The sequence below is a fragment of the Gordonia araii NBRC 100433 genome (assembly GCF_000241265.1).
Taxonomy (GTDB): domain Bacteria; phylum Actinomycetota; class Actinomycetes; order Mycobacteriales; family Mycobacteriaceae; genus Gordonia; species Gordonia araii.
In genome coordinates this window covers 62,626-83,269 of the sequence record NZ_BAEE01000045.1, presented here as the reverse complement: position 1 = coordinate 83,269, position 20,644 = coordinate 62,626, and the positions used below count along the sequence as shown (strand labels likewise).

Genomic DNA, 20,644 nt, shown 5'->3' with positions numbered 1-20,644 from the left:
TCGGGGAGTTCTCCGCCATGTGCTCGAGGTCGGCTGCGGCGAGCGGCACGGCCTGGCGAAGCGGTGTCCACACGTACCCGGGACGAACCCGCACGAGGCAGGGGATTCGCCGTGCGGCCAACTCGGCGACGAGCCAATGCCAGTAGTCGGGCGGCTGCCCGATCTCGGATTCCAGCACGACGACCGTGTCGGCAGCCGGCGGCACCTCCGGTGCGAGCAGGTAGTGGCGTGCGGCCCCGCGGGCCCTCCCGGCAGTGGTCATGGGGCGGGCGCGAGCCTTGCGCTGTGCCGTTGTCCGATCGCCCAGAACACGGCCGGGTAGGCGGCGCCGAAGGCGTAGACGAACTGCGGCAGCGACATCTTGGCGGCGACGACTAGGTGAAAACCCATCCCGGCTGCGGCGAGTGCCCGTGCGGCGCGCGGGTTGGGAACGAGGTAGAGGAGGGGATAACACACTTCGCCGACGGCCACGGTCCAGGTGATGGCCTGTCCTGCGCGTCGGTGATCGCTGAACCAGCGGTGCAGGGCCGGGTCGCCGAACGACTCGGTGCTCATGATCATGCGCACCGCCTCGCCGCTGTTCCACTCGTAGGAGGCCAGCTTCGCGACACCGGCCATCACGTAGGACAGGCCGAGCTGGACGTTCACCGCCGCCAGGTAGCGACGGGGGGCGGCGTCGCCCTCCGCGGCGGTGAGGAGCGCCATGACCGACAACGCGTCCATCATGTCGTCGGCACCCTCCCTGCCGAGATTGGTGCGCGCGGTCGAGAGACGGCTGAGCGCGAGGTCGCCCGCCGCGAGTAGGCCCTGGTGCCTCGGATTCCGGGTTGCGCACATGGCCACACCGAGGACGATCTTGAGAGTGTCTGCAGTGATCGCGGTCGCCGGCGCGTCGACCGCCTCGGCTACCCGCGGCCAGCGCTGAGCGAACCGCGGATGGCTGTCGGCGAACCGGCCGGCGAGCAGTCCGGACCGCCGATAGCCGTCGCGGGACCTGACACCGGCGACGCCATCGACGACACGAGCCACGCCTGCGAGCAGGCGTGACGTCGTGTAGCTGGCGTCGGGCCGGTGTCCTGCGTGTTGAGGACCAGCGCCCATTCAGTTGTTGATGGGGCGTTGCCCGGTGTTGCTGAGCGCGTAGATGCTCGCGGCGGAAGCAGCGACGGTGGCCAGCGACGACATCACGTCCGCCGACTGCGCCATGCTCGACATCATCGCGGTACGTTGCGGAACCGCGCTGACCAGCGGGCCGGTGCCGGCCGCCGTGGGCATGGCGCCACCGTTGAGCTGATCTTCGATCTCCCACATCTTCATGGCGATGTTTTCCTTCCACTGAGTGGTTTCACGAACGCTGCTGCGTTCGTGTCCGCGAGGGCGTGCCTCGGGGGTCTGGGCGCGCGACGGGTCACAGCGGTGTCACTCGTCCGTGAATGGCGTTCTGGTCATCGATCTCGTTGGTCCGGATCGTGAGGACCGAGAAGCTGCGAATGTTCGCCGTCCCGATGCAGCCGTCCACGGTGATGTGGCCATTGCGGACGGTCTGACTCGACTTGGCCGACTCCAGCGGCTTCTTGCCGAAGGTGACGATGACCGACCTGCCCGGCGAGAGCGACACGGAGATACCCGGCTGAATGAGCGCTTGCGGGCTGATCAGAAAGACCGGGCCGGTCTGCACACCGCCGTTGCCGCCCAGTCCGAAGCTGCCGCCGAGGCTCGGCGTCACCTCGTTCAGCGTGGCCATGCAACCGATCTGGTATCCCGACTCCAGCGTGGCGGTGATCTTGGCGCCCCGCTTCGCGGGCCGTACTCGAGAAAGTCCTGCCCAGGACCGCAGCGTCACGTAGGCCTCGCGGGAGAACCCGGATGCGGTCAGCGGCTGCACGCGAAAAACCTTCTGCCGGTCGGCTGCGACGGTCGCCCGCCAGCCGTCGTCAGTTGTCCACGTCCGCATGTGGGACGGCAACTTGATCGTGTCCGCCGATGCCTGGGCACCGCCTCCGACCATGGACATTCCAATTGACATAGCGACGGCCAAAATGACCCCCCGCGCCCCCCGCACCAATTCATTCTCCTCAACCGAACAACAAGTTGGGGACATGTATACATGGATATTCACCGATACGCAATCGCAACGTGGATTTTCGAGGCTGCAAAGGTTGGGCGGCGGGCCGTGATAAGCGGTCGCGCTACTCGGCGGCCGAATAGCGGCCGCTGGGACGCCTGCTCCAGTCGGCGTCGGCCGATTCGCCCGCCAGCGTGCGTTTGAGCGTCTTGAAGGTCGCGGTCTGCGGAAGTTCGTCGACGATCCGGACTCGGCTCGGCCACTGCTTCGGGCCGAGGTCGGGTTGGGCGGCGAGGAACTCCGAGAACTCCACGGGCGTCAGGTCGGGCGCGACGAGCGCTGCCCACAGCTCGTCGCCGATCTCCGCGCGGACGCCGTACACGGCGGCCTGGGCGATCCGGGGATGGCGGAGGAGGATCGTTTCGATTGGCGCGGTGCCGAGGTTCTCGCCGTCGACGCGCACCCAATCGCCGAGCCGGCCGGCGAAGCGGAGATAGCCGTCGTCGCCGACCCACCCCAGGTCGCCGGTCCGGTACACGCCTCCGCGGAGCCGCTCGCTCGTCGCCTCGTCGTCGTTGTAATAGCCGTCGAACAATCCGGGCCCGGAGAGGTTGACGATCTCGCCGACTTCGCCGGTCGGCATCGGGGACAGCGTCGTCGGATCGACGACGGCGACGGGCGGGCACAGCGGCCCCAGTGCGTCGGCGGGGGTATCGGGCGTACGCGAGATCGAGACGCCGCCCTCGGTGGAACCAAAGCCGTCCACGACCGTGCATCCGAAGCGGCGGGCAAACTCGGCGCGGTCGGAGGCGCTGGCCTCGTTGCCGTACACGACGCGGAGCGTGGAGTCGGCGTCGCCCGGCGCGGGTGGCACGGCGAGGATGTAGTGCAGCGGCTTGCCGACGTAGTTCGCGTAGGTCACGCCGTAGCGGTGGACGTCCTCGACGAAGCCCCGCGCGGAGAATGCCGGGCGCAATGCGATCGACGCGCCCGCGGCCAATGCGACCGCCCAGCCGGCGACCGTCGCGTTGGAGTGGAACAGCGGCATCGAGAGGTAGACGACGTCGTCGCGGCCGATGCCGAAACGGTCCGCGAGCATCACTCCGGGCGCGGCGAACTTGCGGTGACTGCACCGGACCGCCTTCGGATCACTGGTCGTGCCGGAGGTGAAGATCAACATGAGCAGGTCGTCGGGGTCGCGGTCCGCGATGACCGGCCCTTCTGGAAGCGGTTGCGCGGCAATCAGATTCGTCCACGCCGGATCTGCGACGTTGATGACGGGGATTGGCAGGTCGACGTCGTCGAACAGGCCGGCGGTCGTGTCGTCGACGAGGATCGCCTGGCAATCGGCGGTGCGGGCGTCGCGGGCCAGCGCCGCCCCGCGACGGGTGGTGTTGATGCCGACGATGACGAATCCCTCGATCACCGCAGCGCTCAACAGCGTGCAATAGTCGATCGAGTTGGGCAGCGCGACGCCGATGTGCGGCGGCCGGTCCTCGTCGAGCAGTTGCCGCGCTGCCGCACCCCATCGGGCGGCCTCGCGCAAGTGGTCGCGCCACGCCACGTATTCGTCCCCGCAGCGCAGTCCGCGGTCGGTGACACCGCGCAGGCCGTCCAGCAGCTCGCTGACCGTCCGCGCGTCGCCCACCGAAGGCACGGTCGGCGAGTTCTTGGGCACGGTCGGCGGGATATTGGGCACGGTCGGCGGGATATTGGGCACGGTCGGCGTCGTCAGGCGGGGTCGGCGGCGAGACGGTCGCCGAGCCGGGCCAGCACGGCGGGTTCACCGGCGAGCGCGTACTCGTTCTGCTTGGCGCGCAGGAAGTAGCGGTGCGTGGGGTGCGAAGTGTCCAGCCCGACGCCGCCGTGCACGTGGATGGCGGTGTGCGCCACCCGGTGCCCGGCCTGCCCGGCCCAGAACTTCGCGGTGTCGATCGCCGATGCGGCATCGAGACCCTCGGACAGCTGCCACGCGGCCTGCGTCGTGGTCAGGATCAGGCCCTGCACGTCGATGTAGCCGTCGGCGAGGCGCTGGGCGACCGCCTGGAAGGAACCGATCTTGCGGTCGAACTGCTCACGTTCGGCGGCGTAGGAGGCAGTGCGGCGCAACGCCTCGTCGAGGATGCCGGACTGTTCGGCGCACGCGGCAAGATTCAGCCGATCCACCAATGCCGCGACGGCTTCGGCCCCGGCGGCGACGACGTCGTCGGCGCCGACCGCCACGTCGCTGAAGTCGACCTGGGCGGTCGGCAGCAAGCCGGTCGACGGCGTCGGGGTGACCGAGACGCCCTCGCTCGTGGTTTCGACGAGCACGATGACCGGCCCGTCGTCGCCTTCAGCCGTCACCAGCAACGCGTCCGACCCCGCCGCGAACGCCACGTTCACCTTGGTGCCGCGCAGGACACCGTCGCTACCCGCGCCGCTCAGCGTCGTCGCGGCCGGGGCGTACGGGTCGTAGACGGTGTCTTCGTCGACGGCCGCGGCGATGACGGCCTCGCCCGCGGCGACGCGGGCCAGCCACTCGTCGCGCGAGCCCGACGTCCAGCCGGCCAGCGTCGGCAGCACGCCGATCGCCGTCGACGCGTAGGGGACGACGCCGAGTGCGCGGCCGACCTCGGTCGCGACCGCGACCGTGTCGACGGTGCTTTGGCCGCCGCCAACGCCGGCCAGGTCCTCGGGGAGTTCGAGGCCGATGAGGCCCGCCGCCCCCAGTTCCTGCCACAGTGCGGCATCCAGTGGTGCGGCCTGCGCTTCCAGTTCGGCGACGCGCTCGGGCGTGGAGATCTTGGTGGCGATGTCGCGGGCCAGCCCGGTCAGTTCGCCGGTCGTCTCTTCGGTGGTGAAGTCCATGGTCCTCTCTCCTATCGCCGGTACGGCTGGCCGAGGGCGAGCATGGCGATCATGTCGCGCTGGATCTCGTTGGTGCCGCCGCCGAAAGTGAGGATCAGCGACGAGCGCTGGAACCGCTCCAGCCGGCCGAGCAGGTGGGCGCCCGCCGAGCCCTGTCGCAGCGTCGCGGCCGGCCCGATCACCTGCATGAGCAGCCGGTAAGCCTCGGTGGCGAACTCGGTGCCGTAGACCTTCGTCGCCGACGCGTCGGCCGGGCTCGGCGCCTCGCCGGAACCCGCCTGCGAGGCGATCTTCCAGTTGATGAGCTTGAGGAACTCGACACCGGCGTGCACCCGTGCCAGGTTCGATCGCACCCACGGCGTGTCGATCACGCGGTCGCCGGCCGGGGTCTTGGTCTGCTGCGCCCATCGGGTCGTCTCGCGCAGCGCGGACTGGATGGGGGCCGCGCTGCACAGTGCGACGCGCTCGTTGTTCAGCTGGTTGGTCACCAGCGCCCAGCCGCCGCCGAGCTCGCCGACCAGCGCGGACTTCGGCACCCGTACGTCCTGGTAGTAGGTGGCCGAGGTGTCGACGCCGCCCATGGTGTGGACCGTGGTGTAGGAGAAGCCCTCGGCGGTGGTCGGCACGATGAGCATCGAGATGCCCTTGTGCTTCTTGGCCTCCGGGTCGGTGCGCACGGCCAGCCACACGTAGTCGGCGTAGGGGATCAGGCTGGTCCACATCTTCTGGCCGTTGATGACGAAATCGTCGCCGTCTTCTACCGCCGTGGTGCGCAGCGACGCGAGGTCCGTCCCGGCGCCCGGTTCGGAGTAGCCGATGGAGAAGTGCAGCTCACCCGCGGCGATCTTGGGCAGGAAGAACTTCTTCTGCTCGTCGGTGCCGAAGTGCATGATCGTCGGCGCGACGGAGTTGATCGTCAGGAACGGCACCGGAGCACCGGCGATCGCGGCCTCGTCGGTGAAGATCAGCTGATCCATCATCGACCGGTTGGCGCCGCCGAACTCCTCGGGCCAGCCCAGCGCCAGCCATCCGTCGGCGCCCATCTGGCGGACCACGTCGCGGTAGGCGTCGCCCTCGCCCATCTCGCCGTCGGCGGATTGGAGGGCCGCCCGGCGCTCGGGGGTCATCAGTTTTTCGAAGTAGGCGCGCAGTTCCCGGCGCAGCGCTTCCTGCGAATCGGAGTAGGCGATGCGCATTGGATCCAGCTTTCGTTCAGGGGGTTTGCTCGCTTGTTTCTGAAACACGTTCTAACCTGAAACGGCCGGCTCGTCAACCGTGGCGGGCCCCGAGGAGAGGAGTTGCGCGATGCGTATTACTTGTGACTTCGACTTGTGCGAGTCCAATGCCATCTGCGTCGGAATGGCGCCGGACGTGTTCGAGCTCGATGATGACGATTACTTGGTTATCCTGCAGGAAGATCTGCCGGAGGACCGTGCGGAGGAGATGCGCCAGGTCGTGGCCAGCTGTCCCAAGTCCGCCCTGACCCTGCACGAATAGACTCATCGACTTTTTCGGGGTGTCAGCCCACATCCCACAGCGAACCTGTATGGTGCGTTGGAACAGGTTCTAGTTCCGGTGCCGGGAGCGAAGCGAGCGGGCCGGGTCAAAGTTCGTCGGAGGACAAGCGTGAGTGAATCGTTGGACGGCCGCGTAGCCGTCGTGACCGGAGCCGGTGCCGGCCTAGGCCGGGCCGAGGCCATCGGCCTGGCGCGGGCCGGTGCGACGGTGATCGTCAACGACCTCGCGTCAGCCCTGTCTTCCAGTGACGTGCTCGACGAGATCGCCGCGGCCGGCTCGCGCGGCGTCTCGGTGGCGGGCGACATCTCCTCGTCGGAAACCGCGACGGAGATCATGCGCACCGCCACCGAGGATCTCGGCGGTCTGCACATCGTCGTGAACAACGCTGGCGTGGTCCGCGACACCATGCTGTTCAACATGACCGACGACGATTGGGACCTTGTTCAGCGGGTCCATCTGCGCGGCCACTTCCTGCTGAACCGCAATGCCGCCGCGTACTGGCGGGCAGCGGCCAAGAGCGGCGACGGCACCACCTACGGCCGGCTGATCAACACCTCGTCGGAGGCGGCGCTGTTCGGCCCGCCCGGCCAGGCGAACTACGCGGCCGCCAAGGCCGGAATCACCGCGTTGACCCTGTCGGCGTCACGCGCGCTCGGCCGCTACGGCGTCACCGCGAACGCGATCTGCCCGCGCGCTCGCACCGCGATGACGGCCGACGTATTCGGCGATGCGCCCGCGGACGGCGTCGACCCGCTCTCGCCCGAGCACGTCGTGAAGCTGGTCAACTATCTGGCCGGCCAGTCGGCATCGGGAGTCAGCGGCCAACTCTTCGTCGTCTATGGTCCTCAGGTCACCTTGATGGCCGCTCCGGAGATCGCCGAGGTCTTCCGCGCCGGAGGCGACGACTGGTCCGACGAAGAGCTGGAAAAGACACTGACCAGCTACTTCGGTGGCCGCGACCCGAAGATCAGCTTCTCGGCAACCGCCTTGATGAACTGACAACGATCAAGTACTGCGCATGGTAGTTTCGCCAAAGTCATGGGGGAAGGAGTGACGGTGCTCACCAGGCTCTCGACGCCGTTCGCTGCCTTCGGCGACTTCTTCGCACTCACGACCGAGGTGTCCCGCGAGTTGTTCCGCCGACCGTTCCAGTGGCGCGAGACCATTGAGTGTTCGTGGGCGATCGCCCGCGTCTCCATGGTCCCGACCCTGCTGGTGGCCATTCCGTTCACCGTGCTGGTCAGCTTCACCCTCAACATCCTGCTGCGCGAGATCGGGGCGCAGGACCTGTCCGGAGCCGGCGCGGCACTGGGCACGATCACCCAGATCGGCCCGATCGTCACGGTGCTGATCGTCGCCGGTGCCGGCGCCACCGCGATCTGCGCCGACCTCGGCGCCCGCACCATCCGCGAAGAGATCGACGCGATGAAGGTGCTGGGCATCAACCCCATCCACCGCCTCGTCGTGCCGCGCGTCATCGCGTCGACCGGCGTCGCCCTGCTGCTCAACAGCCTCGTGTGCACGATCGGCATCGGCGGCGGGTTCGTGTTCTCGGTGTACCTGCAGGACGTGAATGCGGGCGCCTTCCTGGCCAACCTCACGCTGCTGACCGGACTGGGCGAATTGATGATCTCGATGGTCAAAGCAGCGCTGTTCGGTCTTTTCGCCGGCCTGGTCGCCTGCTATCAGGGCCTCAACGTCTCCGGCGGCGCGAAGGGCGTCGGCGACGCCGTCAACGAGACGGTCGTGTACTCCTTCATGGCACTGTTCGTCGTCAACATCGTGGTGACGGCGGTCGGCCTGACGGCGACGGGGGGCTGAGCGATGGTCCTGCCCGAAACGACGACCTTCCGCCGCACCCGAGTCGCGCTGAAGCGCTCCGGCAGTTCCTGGGCCCGCCTGGGCGATCAGGCGTTGTTCTACTGGGACAGCGTCGTGTCCATCCCGCGCGCCCTGCGGCACTACAAGAAGGAGACGCTGCGCCTCATCGCGGAGATCTCGATGGGCACCGGTGCGCTGGCGATGATCGGCGGCACCGTCGTGGTCGTCGGGTTCCTGACGTTGTTCACCGGCGGCACGATCGCCGTGCAGGGCTACAACTCGCTGGCCAACATCGGCGTGGAAGCGCTGACCGGCTTCTTCTCCGCCTTCATCAACGTGCGCATCGCGGTGCCCGTGATCGCCGGCATCGCGCTGGCCGCGACGATCGGCGCGGGTGCGACGGCACAGCTGGGCGCGATGCGGGTCAGCGAGGAGATCGACGCGCTGGAGACGATGGCGATCCACTCGATCCCGTATCTGGTGTCCACGCGCATCGTCGCCGGCCTGGTCGCGATCATCCCGCTCTACGCGCTGGCGTCCCTGGCGTCGTTCCTGGCCAGCCGGATGGCGACGGTGTTCCTCTACGGGCAGTCACCGGGCGTCTACGACCACTACTTCAACACCTTCCTCATCCCGTCGGACATCCTCTGGTCCTTCGCGCAGGCGATCTGCATGGCCATGGCCGTGATGATGATCCACACCTACTACGGCTACACCGCGTCGGGTGGGCCGGTCGGCGTCGGCGTGGCCGTCGGCAACGCGGTCCGGACCTCGCTGGTCGTCGTCGTCGTAATCACGCTGCTCACCTCCCTCGCCATCTACGGCGCCGACGGCAAGTTCAACCTGGCGGGCTAGGGGCAATGGTGCGACGAGAAGAACGCAGTGTTGCGGTCCGCCGGACCGCCGCGGTCGTGATGGTCGGCGCCCTGACGCTGCTCATCGCGGGTGCGTCCGGGCAGTTCCTCGGCTGGTTCAAGTCCACGGTTCCGGTCACCGTCGTCGCCCCCCGCGCCGGCCTGGTGATGAATCCCGACGCCAAGGTGAAGCTGCGCGGCGTCGAGGTCGGCCGGGTGGAGTCGATCAGCGAGGAGAACGGCCGGGCCGTGCTGCGGCTGGCGATCAGCGCCGACCAGGTTTCGGGGATCCCCGGCAATGTCACCGCCGACATCAAGTCCAACACGATCTTCGGCGCGAAAGCCGTCACGCTGGTCGCCCCGAGCGAGGGGCCGGCCGGGAGGCTGCAGGCCGGGGCCCAGATCGACGGCGAGAACGTCACGGTGGAGCTGAACACCGTCTACCAGCGGCTGGTCAACGTGCTGGCGCAGTTGCAGCCGGACAAGCTGAACGCCGCCGTCGGGGCGATCACCACGGCGCTCGACGGCAACGGCGACGCGATCGGGCGCGGCATCGACAGCCTGTCGAAATTGCTGGGCAAGACCAACCCGCACCTGGACGAGCTCACCGAACTGATCAACGAGACCTCGGCGACGATGAATCTCTACGCCGACGCGATGCCGAACCTGATGCGCACCGTCGACAACGCGGTGTTCCTGGGCAACACGCTGGTGCAGAACACCGCCAACCTCGACGCGCTGCTGGTGAACGCGACCGGCATGGCGGGCACGATCAGCGGGGTGATCGAACCGAAGAAGGCACAGATCATCGCGATGCTCAACGACTCGAACCCGACCATGGCCCTGCTCGGCTACAACGCGCCGGGTATCGCCTGCTTCATCCGCACGGCGGCGGTCGGCGGCAAGATCGGCGCACCGATCTTCGGCCTGCACGACGGTTTGCTCAAGCTCAACGCCGGTCTGCTGCCGGGCAAGGACCCGTACCAGTACCCGCGGGACCTCCCGTGGGTCCGCGGCGCCGCCCCGCCGACCTGTGAGAACGGCCTCTCCAACCCGAGGACCAAGACGAAGGCGAACTTCCTGGTCATCGACAACGCCCCCCGCCCCTACCAGCCCCGCACCCAGCCCAAGGTGAGTACCACCAAAGTCTTCCAACTGTTATTCGGAGCGCCGCCCCGTGGATAGTCGCGCACGCAAGTTCCGCGCCACCGTGATCAAGCTCGGCGCCTTCACCACCGCGATGCTGCTGGTGTTCGTCGGCCTGGTTGCGGTGTTCAGCAGCTTCCAGGGTGTCCGTACCAACACGTACTCGGCCCTGTTCACGAGCGCCTCGGCCATCAAGCCGGGAGCGAAGGTCAAGATCGCCGGTGTCGACGTCGGTGCCGTCCGCGAGGTCGGCCTCAACGACGACAACATCGCCAAACTGGCGTTCTCCGTCGACCGCCAGCACGTGCTGCCGAAGTCCGTGCAGGCCCTCATCCGCTACGAGAACCTGACCGGCGACCGCTATCTGGAACTGCGCCGCGGTTCGGGCGACCCGGGACAGACGCTCGCGCCGGGATCGACCCTGCCGACGGCGCAGACCGAGCCGGCGCTGGACCTCGACAAGTTGCTGGGCGGCTTCAAACCGCTGTTTCGCACGCTCGACGGCCGTCAGGTCAACGAGCTGTCCAGCAGCCTGATCCACGTGTTCCAGGACCAGAACATGGGCCCGGCGCTGAACCACCTGCTGCGCACGACCGCAGAACTCACCGAGGCCCTCGCCGACCGCGACCAGCTGATCGGCTCGGTCATCGACAACCTGAACTCGACGCTGGCCACGCTCGACGCCGATCGGACCGGTCTCATCGACAGCATCGACCGGTTGGAGGTCCTGATGAGCGGGCTGGCCGGACAGCGGTCGACGATCGGTGCGTCGCTGAGCTCGACCGCGTCGGTGGCCAACAACATGGCGCGGCTACTCGGCGACACCAGGCCCGACCTGCAGGGCACGTTGCGCAACCTGGGACGCACCAGCGAGGAGATTCTGCGCGGCGAGGCCTACATCAGACCGCTGCTGTCGCGGTTGCCCGGCGACTTCAAGAAGCTCTCCAACCTCGGCAGCTACGGCGCCTGGCTGCAGATCTGGATCTGCCGTCAGCGGCTCATCTTCGGCGCACCGGGTACTCCGCAGCTGGTGATCCCGACCATCGACATGCTGGGCAACACCCAGAAGGCCGGCGGGAGGTGTCAATAGTGAATCTGCCCTTCAGCGCCTCGCGCAGCGGATCGAACGCCGCCGACGTCGAACGAGACACCGCCCGCGGTCAGCGCAGCCGCGCCGCCACCGGCATCATCGGGTTCCTGGTGACCGGTCTGGTCGTGCTCACCGCCTTGCAGATGGACAATCTGCCGTTCCTTTCGCCGGTCAGCACCTACCGCGCTTACTTCGACGACGCCGGCGGGCTGGTGCCCGGCGACGTCGTCTCGGTCGCCGGCGTCAACGTCGGCAAGGTCGAGGGCATCAGCCTGGCGTCGACGCCGGACGGCACCAAGGCGGCCGTCCGGTTCCGGCTGCAGGATTCGGTGTCGCTCGGCGTCGACACCCAGGCCGCGATCAAGACCGAAACGGTTCTGGGCCGGCGCAACCTGACCCTGATCCCGCACGGGCCGGGGCGGATCCGTCCCGGCGGCGAGATCGCCAACGAGAACACGGTGGCGCCGTACTCGCTGACCGACGCGCTCGACAACGCGACCGGTGCGCTCGAGGAGACCGACACCGATCAGCTGCGGACCGCGATCAACACCCTGTCGGACACGTTCTCGGCGACTCCGGCATCGGTGCGCGGCGCGGTCGACGGGGTCGCGCGGCTCTCGCAGGCGATCGCCGACCGGGACAAGTCGCTGCGCGAACTGCTCGGCAGGGCGAATCGGGTCAGCGCGATCGTCGGCGACCGCAACGAACAGGTCAATCGGCTGCTGCTGAGCGCCAACGCGCTGCTCGGCGAGCTGCAGAACCGTTCGGACGCACTCGACCAGATCATCACCGGCACGCGTGACGTCACCGCGCAGATCCGCGGCTTCATCGCCGAGAACAACGCGCAGCTCGCGCCGGTCCTCGACAAGCTCGACGGGGTCATGCAGATTCTCATCGACAAGCGAAGCGACCTCAAGAACGCCATCGACCGTCTCGGCCCGTACTCGAACCTGCTCGGTGAAGCGGTCTCATCCGGTCCCTACTTCTCCTCGCTCATCGGCGTGCCGACGTTCGGCGACTACACGGCGGTGTTCATGAAGGCGCTGCAGCGCAAGTACCCGGAGATCTTCCAGGCGTTCTGGTACACCGGCGGAAACTTCGACCCGACCCGCTACAGCATCGCGCCGGGATTCGACCCGAACAAGCCGCGGCCGCGCGCGCCGAAGGTCGAATACCCGTCGGGACCGCGGGGAGGGAGGTAGCCATGGCATACGGCAAGAAAGTGTGGCTCTCCCTGGTCGCCGCCCTCACGGCGGTACTACTGGTCATCGTCGGCTACTTCGGTTTCCAGAAGGCGACGACCGATACCGTATCCGCGTACTTCCGGTCGGTCACTGGCCTGTTCCCCGGCGACCCGGTGCGCGTGCTCGGCGTCAACGTCGGCCGCGTCGTCTCGGTCGAGCCGCAATCGGATTCGGTCAAGGTCCGGATGCGGCTGCACAAGTCGGTCGACGTGCCGGCCGACGCGAAAGCCCTGATCGTCGCGCAATCGCTGGTGTCGGGCCGCTTCGTGCAACTGGCGCCGGTCTACACCGAAGGCCCCAAACTTTCCGGCGGCGACGACATCCCGATGGAGCGCACCGCGATCCCGATGGAGTGGGACGACCTGAAGAAGCAGCTCACCCGCTTCACCGAAGCGGTCGGGCCGGACGGGACCGGCAGCAGCGCCGCCACCCGCGCGCTGGGTGTCGCCGACTCCAACCTGCAGGGCAACGGGACGGCGATCAACCGGTCGATCGTGCAGATGTCGAAAGTGCTGGGAACCCTGTCCTCGGGACGCGACGACCTCTTCTCGACGATCCGCAGCCTGCAGCAGCTCACCGAATCGCTCTCGTCGAGCCACGAGCAGTTGATGCAGTTCAACGGGAGGATCGCCACGGTCGCCGGCATTCTCGGCGACGACACCGGTGCACTCAGCGATGCGCTGAGCGGGCTGGATTCGGCGATGGTCGACATCAAGAAGTTCCTCGACAGCAACGGCCAGGCGATGACCAAGTCCATGCAGCAGGTCGCCACGGCGACGAACCTGTTGCGCGAGAAGGACAAGCAACTGCGCGGCCTGCTGCACTCGGCCCCGACGCAGCTGTCGAACTTCTACAACATCTACAACCCGATGACGGGCTCGCTCGGAGGCATCTTCGGCCTCGGCATGGGATCGAACCTCATCACCCTGCTGTGCGGCACGATGGAGGCCAACAACCGCCCCGGGCAGAGCCAGGCCGAAGTCGACAAGTGCGTCGACGTACTGGCGCCGGTGCTGAAGTCCATGGTGATCAACTATCCGCCGTTCCTGATCAACCCGGTGCAGGGCCAAGTCGCGCTGCCGCATCAGATCAAGTACCAGAACGCCGACGTGAAGGCGCGCGCCCAGCAGGGCATTCGCGACCTCGACGCGCAGACGCGCCGGGCCAACAACCTGCCGAACCCGCTGGGCAGCATGCTCGTGCCGTACGGAGCGGAGCGATGATGACCAGGACGGCAACGGCGGATACGAAGCGGCGCACAGCGGCAGCCGTCGCATTGGCGACGGCGCTGGCGACGGCCTTGGTCGGGTGTGGATTCGGCGCCAACAAGCTGCCCGTGCCGGGCGCGGCCGGTACCGGGGAGGGCGCCTACCGGATCAGCGCGATCATCCCCACGGCCGCCGGTCTCGTCACCAATGCGCCGATCATGCTGGAGGACGCGACCATCGGTTCCATCGGCAGCATCACCGTCGACGATTGGAACGCCCGGGTCGAGATGCGGCTCAACAAGGGCGCCCAGGTGCCCGCCGGATCGCATGTGATGGTCGGGATGACCAGCGTGCTCGGCTCGTCGCATCTGCAGATCGTCCAGCCGGACAACCCGAGCGGGCCGATGATGCGAGCGGGCGACACCATTCCGCTCGCCAAATGTCCGGAGCAGGAGAACCTGGCGCCGACCGCTGCGCAAGGTCAGACGATCCCCGATGTCAGTGTCGCCCAACAGATCTCGGTGTGCACCTTCCCGACGACCGAGCAGGTGCTCAGCTCGCTGTCGGTGGTGCTCAACGGCGGCGGGTTGTCCCAGTTCGGCGACATCGTCACCGAGGTGAACAAGACGTTCAACGGGCGCCAGGAGACCATCGCGAAACTGGTGCCGCGGCTCAACAAGCTCGTCGGGTCGCTCAACTCCCAGCGCGGTGACATCATCCGCGCGATCGCCGGTCTGGACCGTCTCACGGCGACGATGAACGAACAGCGCCCGACGATCGAGCGGGCGCTGGCCGACGGCCCGCGGATCCTGCAGCTCCTCGTCGACCAGCGTCAGCAGCTCGTCGATGCGCTCGGCGCGATCGGCCGGCTCTCGTCGACCGCCGACGACATCCTCAAGGCCAACAGCGACGACATCCGCCAGGCCGTGCGGGCGCTCAAGCCCACCCTCGACCAACTCCAGTCCACCGGTCCGTCGCTGACGCAGTCGCTCGGCGTGCTGTTGACCTTCCCGTTCCCGGAGTCGGCGATCGACAACGTGGTCAGGGGTGATTACGTGAACACCGACCTCAACCTGGATCTGACGTTCACCAGGCTGGGCGGCGGCCTGTTCCCGTCGGTGCTCGGCAGCCGCATCCTCGGTCCGGAGGCGCTCGCGGGCCGTCCGGCCGGTGCCGCCCGGCGCGGGCTCAACCCGTTCCAGTCGCCGATGCAACCGTCGGAGCGGCGCTCCGGCCCGCGCCGTCCCGGGCAGCGTCCCGCACAACCCAAACGGCAGGCCAACCCCAAGCCGCGCTCACCGCGGAACGAACAACGGGGGCAACGATGAAGATCACCAACTTCGTCCGATCCCAGCTGATCATCTTCGCGGTCGTGACCGTGGTCGCGATGCTGGCGATGGCCATCATCTACATCCGCATCCCGCAGATGTTCGGCGTCGGCGTCTACCGGGTGAACCTCGACCTGCCGACGACCGGCGGGCTCTACCAGAACGCCAACGTCAGCTTCCGCGGCGTGAACGTCGGCAAGGTCGACTCGGTCACCCTCACCGACAAGGGGGTGCGCGCCCGGCTCACCATCGATTCCAACGCGAAGATCCCGGAGAACTCGCAGGCGTCCATCCGGTCCGTGTCGGCGGTGGGCGAGCAGTTCGTCGAGTTCCTCCCGCCGGAGAAGCCGGACTCCTCGTCGCTGGGCAACAACGCGACGGTGGTGACCGACGACGTGCCGGTGGAGATCTCCACGATGCTCGACCAGGCCGACCGTCTGCTGACGAACGTGGGCGATTCCAAGCTGCGCGCGGTGATGGATGAGGCCTTCAAGGCGTTCAACGGGACCGGGGAACAGCTGCAGCGACTCCTCGATTCGATGACGCTGCTGACCGACGACGCCTATCAGAACTCCGACGCGATGATCGCGCTGGTGCGCGAGGCGGGCGACGTGCTCTCCACCCAGCGCCGCACCTCCGACGCCGTCCGCTCGTGGACGTCGAGCATGACCAGGGTGACCGATCAGCTGCGGGCCAACAAGCCGGAGATCACCGGCATCCTGGCCAAGGGCCCCGGCGTCACGTCGGACACCGGCCGCCTCTTCGAATCGATGCAGATCTCGCTGCCGCTGCTGGTCGACAACCTCGGCACGTCGGCGAAGACCATGGCGGTCTACCACCCGAACATGCGTCAGATCCTCGTGCTGTACCCGCGTCTGCTCGACATCCTCATCACCGCGGTGAACACCGGCGACGTCGAGCGCTACGGCGCGAACGCCGATTTCGCGCTGGGATTCCAGGACCCGGGCACCTGTACGGTCGGCTTCCTGCCGTTCGACCAATGGCGTCCCGGGTCGGCGACGACCGCTCGCGAGCTGCCGCCCGGTCTGCTGTGCCGGGTGCCGCAGGATCAGAACCTCGCCGTGCGCGGCAGCCGCAACTTCCCGTGTGTGGAATTCCCGGGCCGTCGCGCACCGACGCCGGAGGAATGCCGCACCGGCTACAAGCCCAACGCGAACCAGAACGTGCCGTTCCCGAACGGGTTGCCGTTCGGACTCAAATGGCAGGGGCCCGGACGCGGACCTGGGGTGGCTCCGGCCCGTCACCAGGGGGCCGGTGCGACCGGTAGCGTGGTACCTGCGACGCCGTCTCAGTTCCGGAAAGACGGCAACCAGCCCGCGGTGTACTCGACGACCTACGACCCCAAGACCGGGGACTACGTCGGGCCCGATGGCAAGACCTACAACGCCGGTCTCGGAAGGGACTCGCGAGGGAAAACGACAACATGGCAACAGATGATCAATCCGACGACCCGATGACCGAGGTATCGACGGATTCGGCTGACGCGCAAGGAGATTCATCCTCACCGGAGGTGACGAAGGCGGAGGACTCGGCGAAGGCCCCAGCGTCGCCGTCGGCACGTCCGGTCCGGGTCGCACCGCTTCGCCGTCGCGCCAAAGCGAAGGCGAAGCCCGCCGTGCCGGCCGGCGACGCCGGGGAAGAGCCGACGCCGAAGCGCACGCCGACAGTGAAATCCGGATCGTCGTTCGTGACGGTCGACCGCACGGATCCGGCCACCGCGGCCATCGGGATCGGGGTCGGCCTGCTCGTGGTGGCCCTGGTCGTCGCGTCGGTGCTGCTGGCCATCGGCGGCTACCGGGCCCAGCAGCGGGAGGATCTGCGGGCCGAGTACGACTCCTTCGCCCAGCAGGTCACGGTCAATCTGACGTCGCTGAACAAATCCAACGTCGACGGGATCCGCAAGACGCTGCTGGAGAAGACGAGCGGGACGGCTGCGGAGAACCTTCAGATGGTGACCCAGCAGATCATCACGCAGATCGAGCAGCACGGAATCCAGACCCAGGGCCAGGTGCTGTCGAGCGCCGTCACGAAGGCGGAACCGGATTTCGGTCAGGTGCTGATGGTGCTGGGGTGGAGCCAGCGCGAGGGCAATGCCGCGTCGGAGGTCGAATCCCAGGTGTTCCGATGGCGGGTGGAGATGCGTCGCATCAACGACCAGCTGAAGCTGACCAAGTTCGATTGGGTGTACTGACCGTGGCCGAGGCGAAGCGCAAGAAATCCGAAACAGGGGAGTCGGCCGAACGCCTGCCCACGGCGTGGTTTGCCGTCGCGGTCCTGGTCGCGGCATTGGTGGTGCTGACCGGGTTCCTCGGATTCCGCTACTACCGGCTGGCCGGGGTGGAGTCGGCGCGCGACTCGTCGCTGACGGCGGCGAAGTCCTACGCGCAGACGATGTTCAGCTATGAGCCCGAGAACGTCGACGAGAAGATCGCGCGGGCGCAGGGATTCGTCATCGAGGGTGCGCGCAAGGAGTTCGACGAGCAGGTCACCCAGCTCAAGATGGCCCACAACGTCAAGAGCAACCGGATCATCTCGAAGCTCGACGTCGCCGACGCCGGGGTGGTGACCAACACGCGCACGACCTCGACGGTGCTCCTGTTCCTGAATCAGTCGGTCACCAGCAAGGCGGAGCCGAAGGTCCGCATCGACCCGAGCCGCGTACAGTTCACGATGGTCCGCCAGGGCGGCGACTGGAAGATCAACTCCATCGAGATCTTCACCGACGACTCGCTGCGCAAGATCGTCGAGAAGCAAGGCGGCGACCGAGCGCCGGCTCCTTCCGGCGAACCCGCCCCGCGCTGACCCGCCGACTGGGCACCTCACCCCCGCCGAGTGGGCACCTCACCCACGCCGAGTGGGCACCTGACCTTTGCCGAGTGGACCAAAGAATTCGCCGACTGTGCCCAGGCGGGCGCAGCCGGCGAATCGAAAGGGATCAGCTCTGCGACGAGTAGCCCATCGGCATCAGGATCGACTTGTGCTCGAGGTAGGACTCCAATCCCTCCCGACCGTTCTCCCGGCCGATGCCGGAGTTCTTGTAGCCGCCGAAGGGCGACGCCGGATCGATGGCGTACCAGTTGATGCCGTAGGTGCCGGTGCGCACCTGCTTGGCGATCTCGACGCCGCGCGCGATGTCGGAGGTCCAGACCGAACCGGCGAGGCCGTAGTCGGAATCGTTGGCGATCGCGATGGCCTCGTCGACGGTGTCGTAGGCGATCACCGAGATGACCGGGCCGAAGATCTCCTCGCGGGCGATCGTCATGTCATTGGTGACGCCGGTGAAAATCGTCGGTGCGACGAAGTGGCCCGAGTCGAGACCCTCGGGGCGCCCGCCGTCGAGCACCGCGGTGGCTCCCTCGGACTTGCCCTTCTCGATGTAGCCCTCGACCTTGGTGCGCTGCTTCTCGGTAATGATCGGCCCGAGCTTGGCCTCCGGATCGCTGGGAACACCCGGCGTGAAGGTCTTGGCGGTTTCGACCATCGCATCGACGATCTCGTCGTGGCGGGAGCGCGGCACCAGCACACGGGTCTGCGCGACGCAGGCCTGGCCGTTGTTGAGCAGCCCGGAGAAGACCAGCATGTGGATGCTCGACGGCAGGTCGACGTCGTCGAGGACGATGGCCGCCGACTTGCCGCCCATTTCCAGCGAACAGCGCTTGAGCAGTTCGCCGCAGCGTGACGCGATGATGCGGCCGGCAGCGGTGGAGCCGGTGAAGGTGATCTTGTCGACGTCGGGGTGCTCGACGAGGGCCTGGCCGGCTTCGAGGCCGCCGGTGACCACCGAGAGCACACCCTCGGGGACGCCGGCCTCGGTGAAGATCTCGGCGAGCAGGTTCGAGTCGAGCGGGGTCTCGGGTGCGGGCTTCAGCACGATCGAACAACCCGCGGCGAGAGCCGGCCCCAGCTTGTTGCAGATGAGGAACAGCGGGACGTTCCACGCGATGATCGCCCCGACGACGCCGACGGGCTCGCGGACGACGAGGCTCTCGCCGAACAGCCCGGTGCGCTTCTCCTCCCACTGGTACGCCTCGGCGGCGTCGGCGTAGGCGTTCAGGACGCCGGTGCCGGGGAGCTGCTGCAGTGTCGCGACATCGCTGGCCGAGGCACCCATCTCGGCGGAGATGAGGCCGGTGATGTCGGCGGAGCGCTCGTTGATGAGTTCGGCGGCACGGCGCAACACCGCCGCGCGCTCAGCGGGAGTCTTGGACCGCCAGATGCCGGCGTCGAAGGACTCGCGCGCGACCTTGACGGCGGCGTCGACGTCAGCGGTGTCGCCGTCGGGAACCGATCCGACCTTCTCGCCGGTCGACGGCGAAATCACGTCGATTCGCTTGGCGGAGTGCGGAGCGACCCACTTGCCGCCGATGAACAGATTGGGCTGGTCACCGCTTCCGACGAGGGTGTCGGCTGCGGTAGCGGTCTCGGTCATGCGTGTGCTCCAAGGTAGGTGATCTGGTTCACCTCCGATACTAGAACACGTTCTACTTATCGACCAGGGGTGACGGAGGATCAGATCGTCGCCGCGGGTGCGTCGCGTCGTCGCGCGCCCGCAGCACGGCGCTGATCGAACCCCCGCTGCGGGTCGAGGCGGGGTCCATTCGAGTGCGGGTCTCGACCACCGAGAAGCCGGCGGCGTCGAGCCGTCGGGTCAGGTCGGCCGTTGGCCAGTACCAGGCCGGGTAGACCTTGTGCTCGAACCGGACGAGTTCCGGGCCTTCGAAGAAGCCGACCAGCAGCCGCCCGCCCGGCTTCAGCACGCGCGCCACATCGTCGAGCACGGGGTCGAGGGCGGCGGGATCGACGTGAATCAACGAGAACCAGGCGAGGATCCCGGCCTTCGACCCCGGCGGGAAGTCGAGTGCCCCGGCGCGACCGACCGCATAATGCGCGTCGGGATAGCGCCGGCGTGCTTCGTCGATGAACTCGGGAACCGGATCGACCCCGACAACGCTCGCGCCGTCGTCGTGAAGGAACGCGGTCCACTGGCCAGGGCCGCACCCGACGTCGACGATAGGACCGTCGATGTCGCGCGCCCATGAGGCGACGAGGTCGCGGTCGCGCGGGTCGGCCGTCTCGATGGTCCCGCAGACCTGGATGTATTCGGCTACCCGCGATGCGTAGGCATCGCGGACCGGCTGCGTCACGAGGAGTGCGTTATTGCGCCGACGCCGGCTTCGCGTCGATGACCACCTCGAACTCGAGGAGGTTCGCGCCCGACGCGACGGTGTTGCCCTTGCGCTCGCCGGCATGCGCGGCCCGTGCGTCGCCGTTGGCCCAGTTCTGGTAGTCCTCCTCGGACTCCCACTGCGTGTAGACGAAGTACCGGTCCTCGCCGCTCGTGGGGCGCAGCAACTGGAAGCCCAGGAAGCCCGGCGACCCGTCGACGGTGTGCGCGCGGTTGGCGAAGCGCTTCTCCAACTCGGGGCCCGCGCCTTCGGGGATGCTGATCGCGTTGATCTTGACTACTGCCATGACCCCACCCTAGCTGCGCCGACGCTC

The 20,644-nt window shown here is 67.6% G+C and carries 22 protein-coding genes; 12 read left to right on the top strand and 10 right to left on the bottom strand.

Annotated features, from left to right (window positions below; all coding sequences use genetic code 11):
* The 7 genes from GOARA_RS07865 to GOARA_RS07835 all read right to left on the bottom strand — a co-directional run.
* A partial coding sequence (locus tag GOARA_RS07865; RefSeq protein ID WP_040522207.1) for a hypothetical protein occupies window positions 1-262 on the bottom strand: 262 nt, incomplete at its 3' end.
* On the bottom strand, window positions 259-1,029 hold the full coding sequence (locus GOARA_RS07860; protein ID WP_245548384.1) for an HTTM domain-containing protein: 771 nt from the start codon (window positions 1,027-1,029) through the stop codon (window positions 259-261). The genes GOARA_RS07860 and GOARA_RS07865, both read right to left, overlap by 4 nt.
* Before the next feature lie 72 nt (window positions 1,030-1,101).
* Window positions 1,102-1,317 (bottom strand): hypothetical protein, encoded by a 216-nt coding sequence (locus GOARA_RS07855; protein WP_007321806.1) that lies wholly within the window; start codon window positions 1,315-1,317, stop codon window positions 1,102-1,104.
* Between the two features lie 91 nt (window positions 1,318-1,408).
* Window positions 1,409-2,014 (bottom strand): MspA family porin, encoded by a 606-nt coding sequence (locus tag GOARA_RS07850; RefSeq protein ID WP_245548383.1) that lies wholly within the window; start codon window positions 2,012-2,014, stop codon window positions 1,409-1,411.
* 175 nt (window positions 2,015-2,189) lie between these two features.
* Entirely contained in the window at window positions 2,190-3,785 is a 1,596-nt protein-coding gene (locus GOARA_RS07845) for an AMP-binding protein (protein ID WP_007321804.1), read from the bottom strand.
* An 11-nt stretch (window positions 3,786-3,796) separates the two neighbouring features.
* A complete protein-coding gene (locus GOARA_RS07840) occupies window positions 3,797-4,915 on the bottom strand; it encodes an acyl-CoA dehydrogenase family protein (RefSeq protein ID WP_007321803.1) in 1,119 nt (372 codons plus the stop codon).
* An 11-nt stretch (window positions 4,916-4,926) separates the two neighbouring features.
* Complete coding sequence (locus GOARA_RS07835; RefSeq protein ID WP_007321802.1) at window positions 4,927-6,111, bottom strand: acyl-CoA dehydrogenase family protein; 1,185 nt, start codon at window positions 6,109-6,111, stop codon at window positions 4,927-4,929.
* A 109-nt stretch (window positions 6,112-6,220) separates the two neighbouring features.
* Here GOARA_RS07835 and GOARA_RS07830 point away from each other — a divergent pair, with 109 nt between their 5' ends.
* From GOARA_RS07830 to GOARA_RS07775, 12 genes are all read left to right on the top strand, one after another.
* Complete coding sequence (locus tag GOARA_RS07830) at window positions 6,221-6,412, top strand: ferredoxin (protein WP_007321801.1); 192 nt, start codon at window positions 6,221-6,223, stop codon at window positions 6,410-6,412.
* Between the two features lie 129 nt (window positions 6,413-6,541).
* Entirely contained in the window at window positions 6,542-7,432 is an 891-nt protein-coding gene (locus tag GOARA_RS07825; protein WP_007321800.1) for a 3-oxoacyl-ACP reductase, read from the top strand.
* A 57-nt stretch (window positions 7,433-7,489) separates the two neighbouring features.
* Complete coding sequence (locus tag GOARA_RS07820; RefSeq protein WP_007321799.1) at window positions 7,490-8,254, top strand: MlaE family ABC transporter permease; 765 nt, start codon at window positions 7,490-7,492, stop codon at window positions 8,252-8,254.
* 3 nt (window positions 8,255-8,257) lie between these two features.
* Window positions 8,258-9,109, top strand: a complete 852-nt coding sequence (locus tag GOARA_RS07815) for an MlaE family ABC transporter permease (protein ID WP_007321798.1) — start codon at window positions 8,258-8,260, stop codon at window positions 9,107-9,109.
* A gap of 5 nt (window positions 9,110-9,114) precedes the next feature.
* On the top strand, window positions 9,115-10,293 hold the full coding sequence (locus GOARA_RS07810) for an MCE family protein (RefSeq protein ID WP_007321797.1): 1,179 nt from the start codon (window positions 9,115-9,117) through the stop codon (window positions 10,291-10,293).
* Window positions 10,286-11,344, top strand: a complete 1,059-nt coding sequence (locus GOARA_RS07805) for an MCE family protein (RefSeq protein ID WP_007321796.1) — start codon at window positions 10,286-10,288, stop codon at window positions 11,342-11,344. The genes GOARA_RS07810 and GOARA_RS07805 overlap by 8 nt, the downstream gene beginning before the upstream one ends.
* A complete protein-coding gene (locus tag GOARA_RS07800) occupies window positions 11,344-12,546 on the top strand; it encodes an MCE family protein (protein ID WP_007321795.1) in 1,203 nt (400 codons plus the stop codon). The genes GOARA_RS07805 and GOARA_RS07800 overlap by 1 nt, the downstream gene beginning before the upstream one ends.
* 2 nt (window positions 12,547-12,548) lie before the next feature.
* Window positions 12,549-13,811 (top strand): MCE family protein, encoded by a 1,263-nt coding sequence (locus tag GOARA_RS07795; protein ID WP_007321794.1) that lies wholly within the window; start codon window positions 12,549-12,551, stop codon window positions 13,809-13,811.
* Window positions 13,808-15,124, top strand: coding sequence for an MCE family protein (locus GOARA_RS07790; RefSeq protein ID WP_007321793.1), 1,317 nt, complete (start codon window positions 13,808-13,810; stop codon window positions 15,122-15,124). The genes GOARA_RS07795 and GOARA_RS07790 overlap by 4 nt, the downstream gene beginning before the upstream one ends.
* Window positions 15,121-16,602 carry an MCE family protein gene (locus GOARA_RS07785; protein ID WP_007321792.1) on the top strand — a complete coding sequence of 494 codons (1,482 nt, stop codon included), beginning with the start codon at window positions 15,121-15,123 and terminating at the stop codon, window positions 16,600-16,602. Before GOARA_RS07790 ends, GOARA_RS07785 begins: the two co-directional genes overlap by 4 nt.
* The gene (locus GOARA_RS07780; RefSeq protein WP_138947596.1) at window positions 16,569-17,336 is read left to right on the top strand and encodes an Rv1363c family protein; all 768 of its coding nucleotides are present in this window, start codon (window positions 16,569-16,571) and stop codon (window positions 17,334-17,336) included. Before GOARA_RS07785 ends, GOARA_RS07780 begins: the two co-directional genes overlap by 34 nt.
* 2 nt (window positions 17,337-17,338) lie before the next feature.
* Entirely contained in the window at window positions 17,339-17,947 is a 609-nt protein-coding gene (locus GOARA_RS07775; RefSeq protein WP_007321790.1) for a hypothetical protein, read from the top strand.
* Between the two features lie 133 nt (window positions 17,948-18,080).
* Here the strand turns inward: GOARA_RS07775 and GOARA_RS07770 are convergent, their stop codons facing one another.
* The 3 genes from GOARA_RS07770 to GOARA_RS07760 are packed head-to-tail and all read right to left on the bottom strand — an operon-like array spanning window position 18,081 to window position 20,617.
* The gene (locus GOARA_RS07770; protein WP_007321789.1) at window positions 18,081-19,574 is read right to left on the bottom strand and encodes an aldehyde dehydrogenase; all 1,494 of its coding nucleotides are present in this window, start codon (window positions 19,572-19,574) and stop codon (window positions 18,081-18,083) included.
* 52 nt (window positions 19,575-19,626) lie between these two features.
* Complete coding sequence (locus tag GOARA_RS07765) at window positions 19,627-20,289, bottom strand: class I SAM-dependent methyltransferase (RefSeq protein WP_007321788.1); 663 nt, start codon at window positions 20,287-20,289, stop codon at window positions 19,627-19,629.
* Between the two features lie 10 nt (window positions 20,290-20,299).
* Complete coding sequence (locus tag GOARA_RS07760) at window positions 20,300-20,617, bottom strand: antibiotic biosynthesis monooxygenase family protein (RefSeq protein ID WP_007321787.1); 318 nt, start codon at window positions 20,615-20,617, stop codon at window positions 20,300-20,302.
* Window positions 20,618-20,644: the final 27 nt, after the last annotated feature.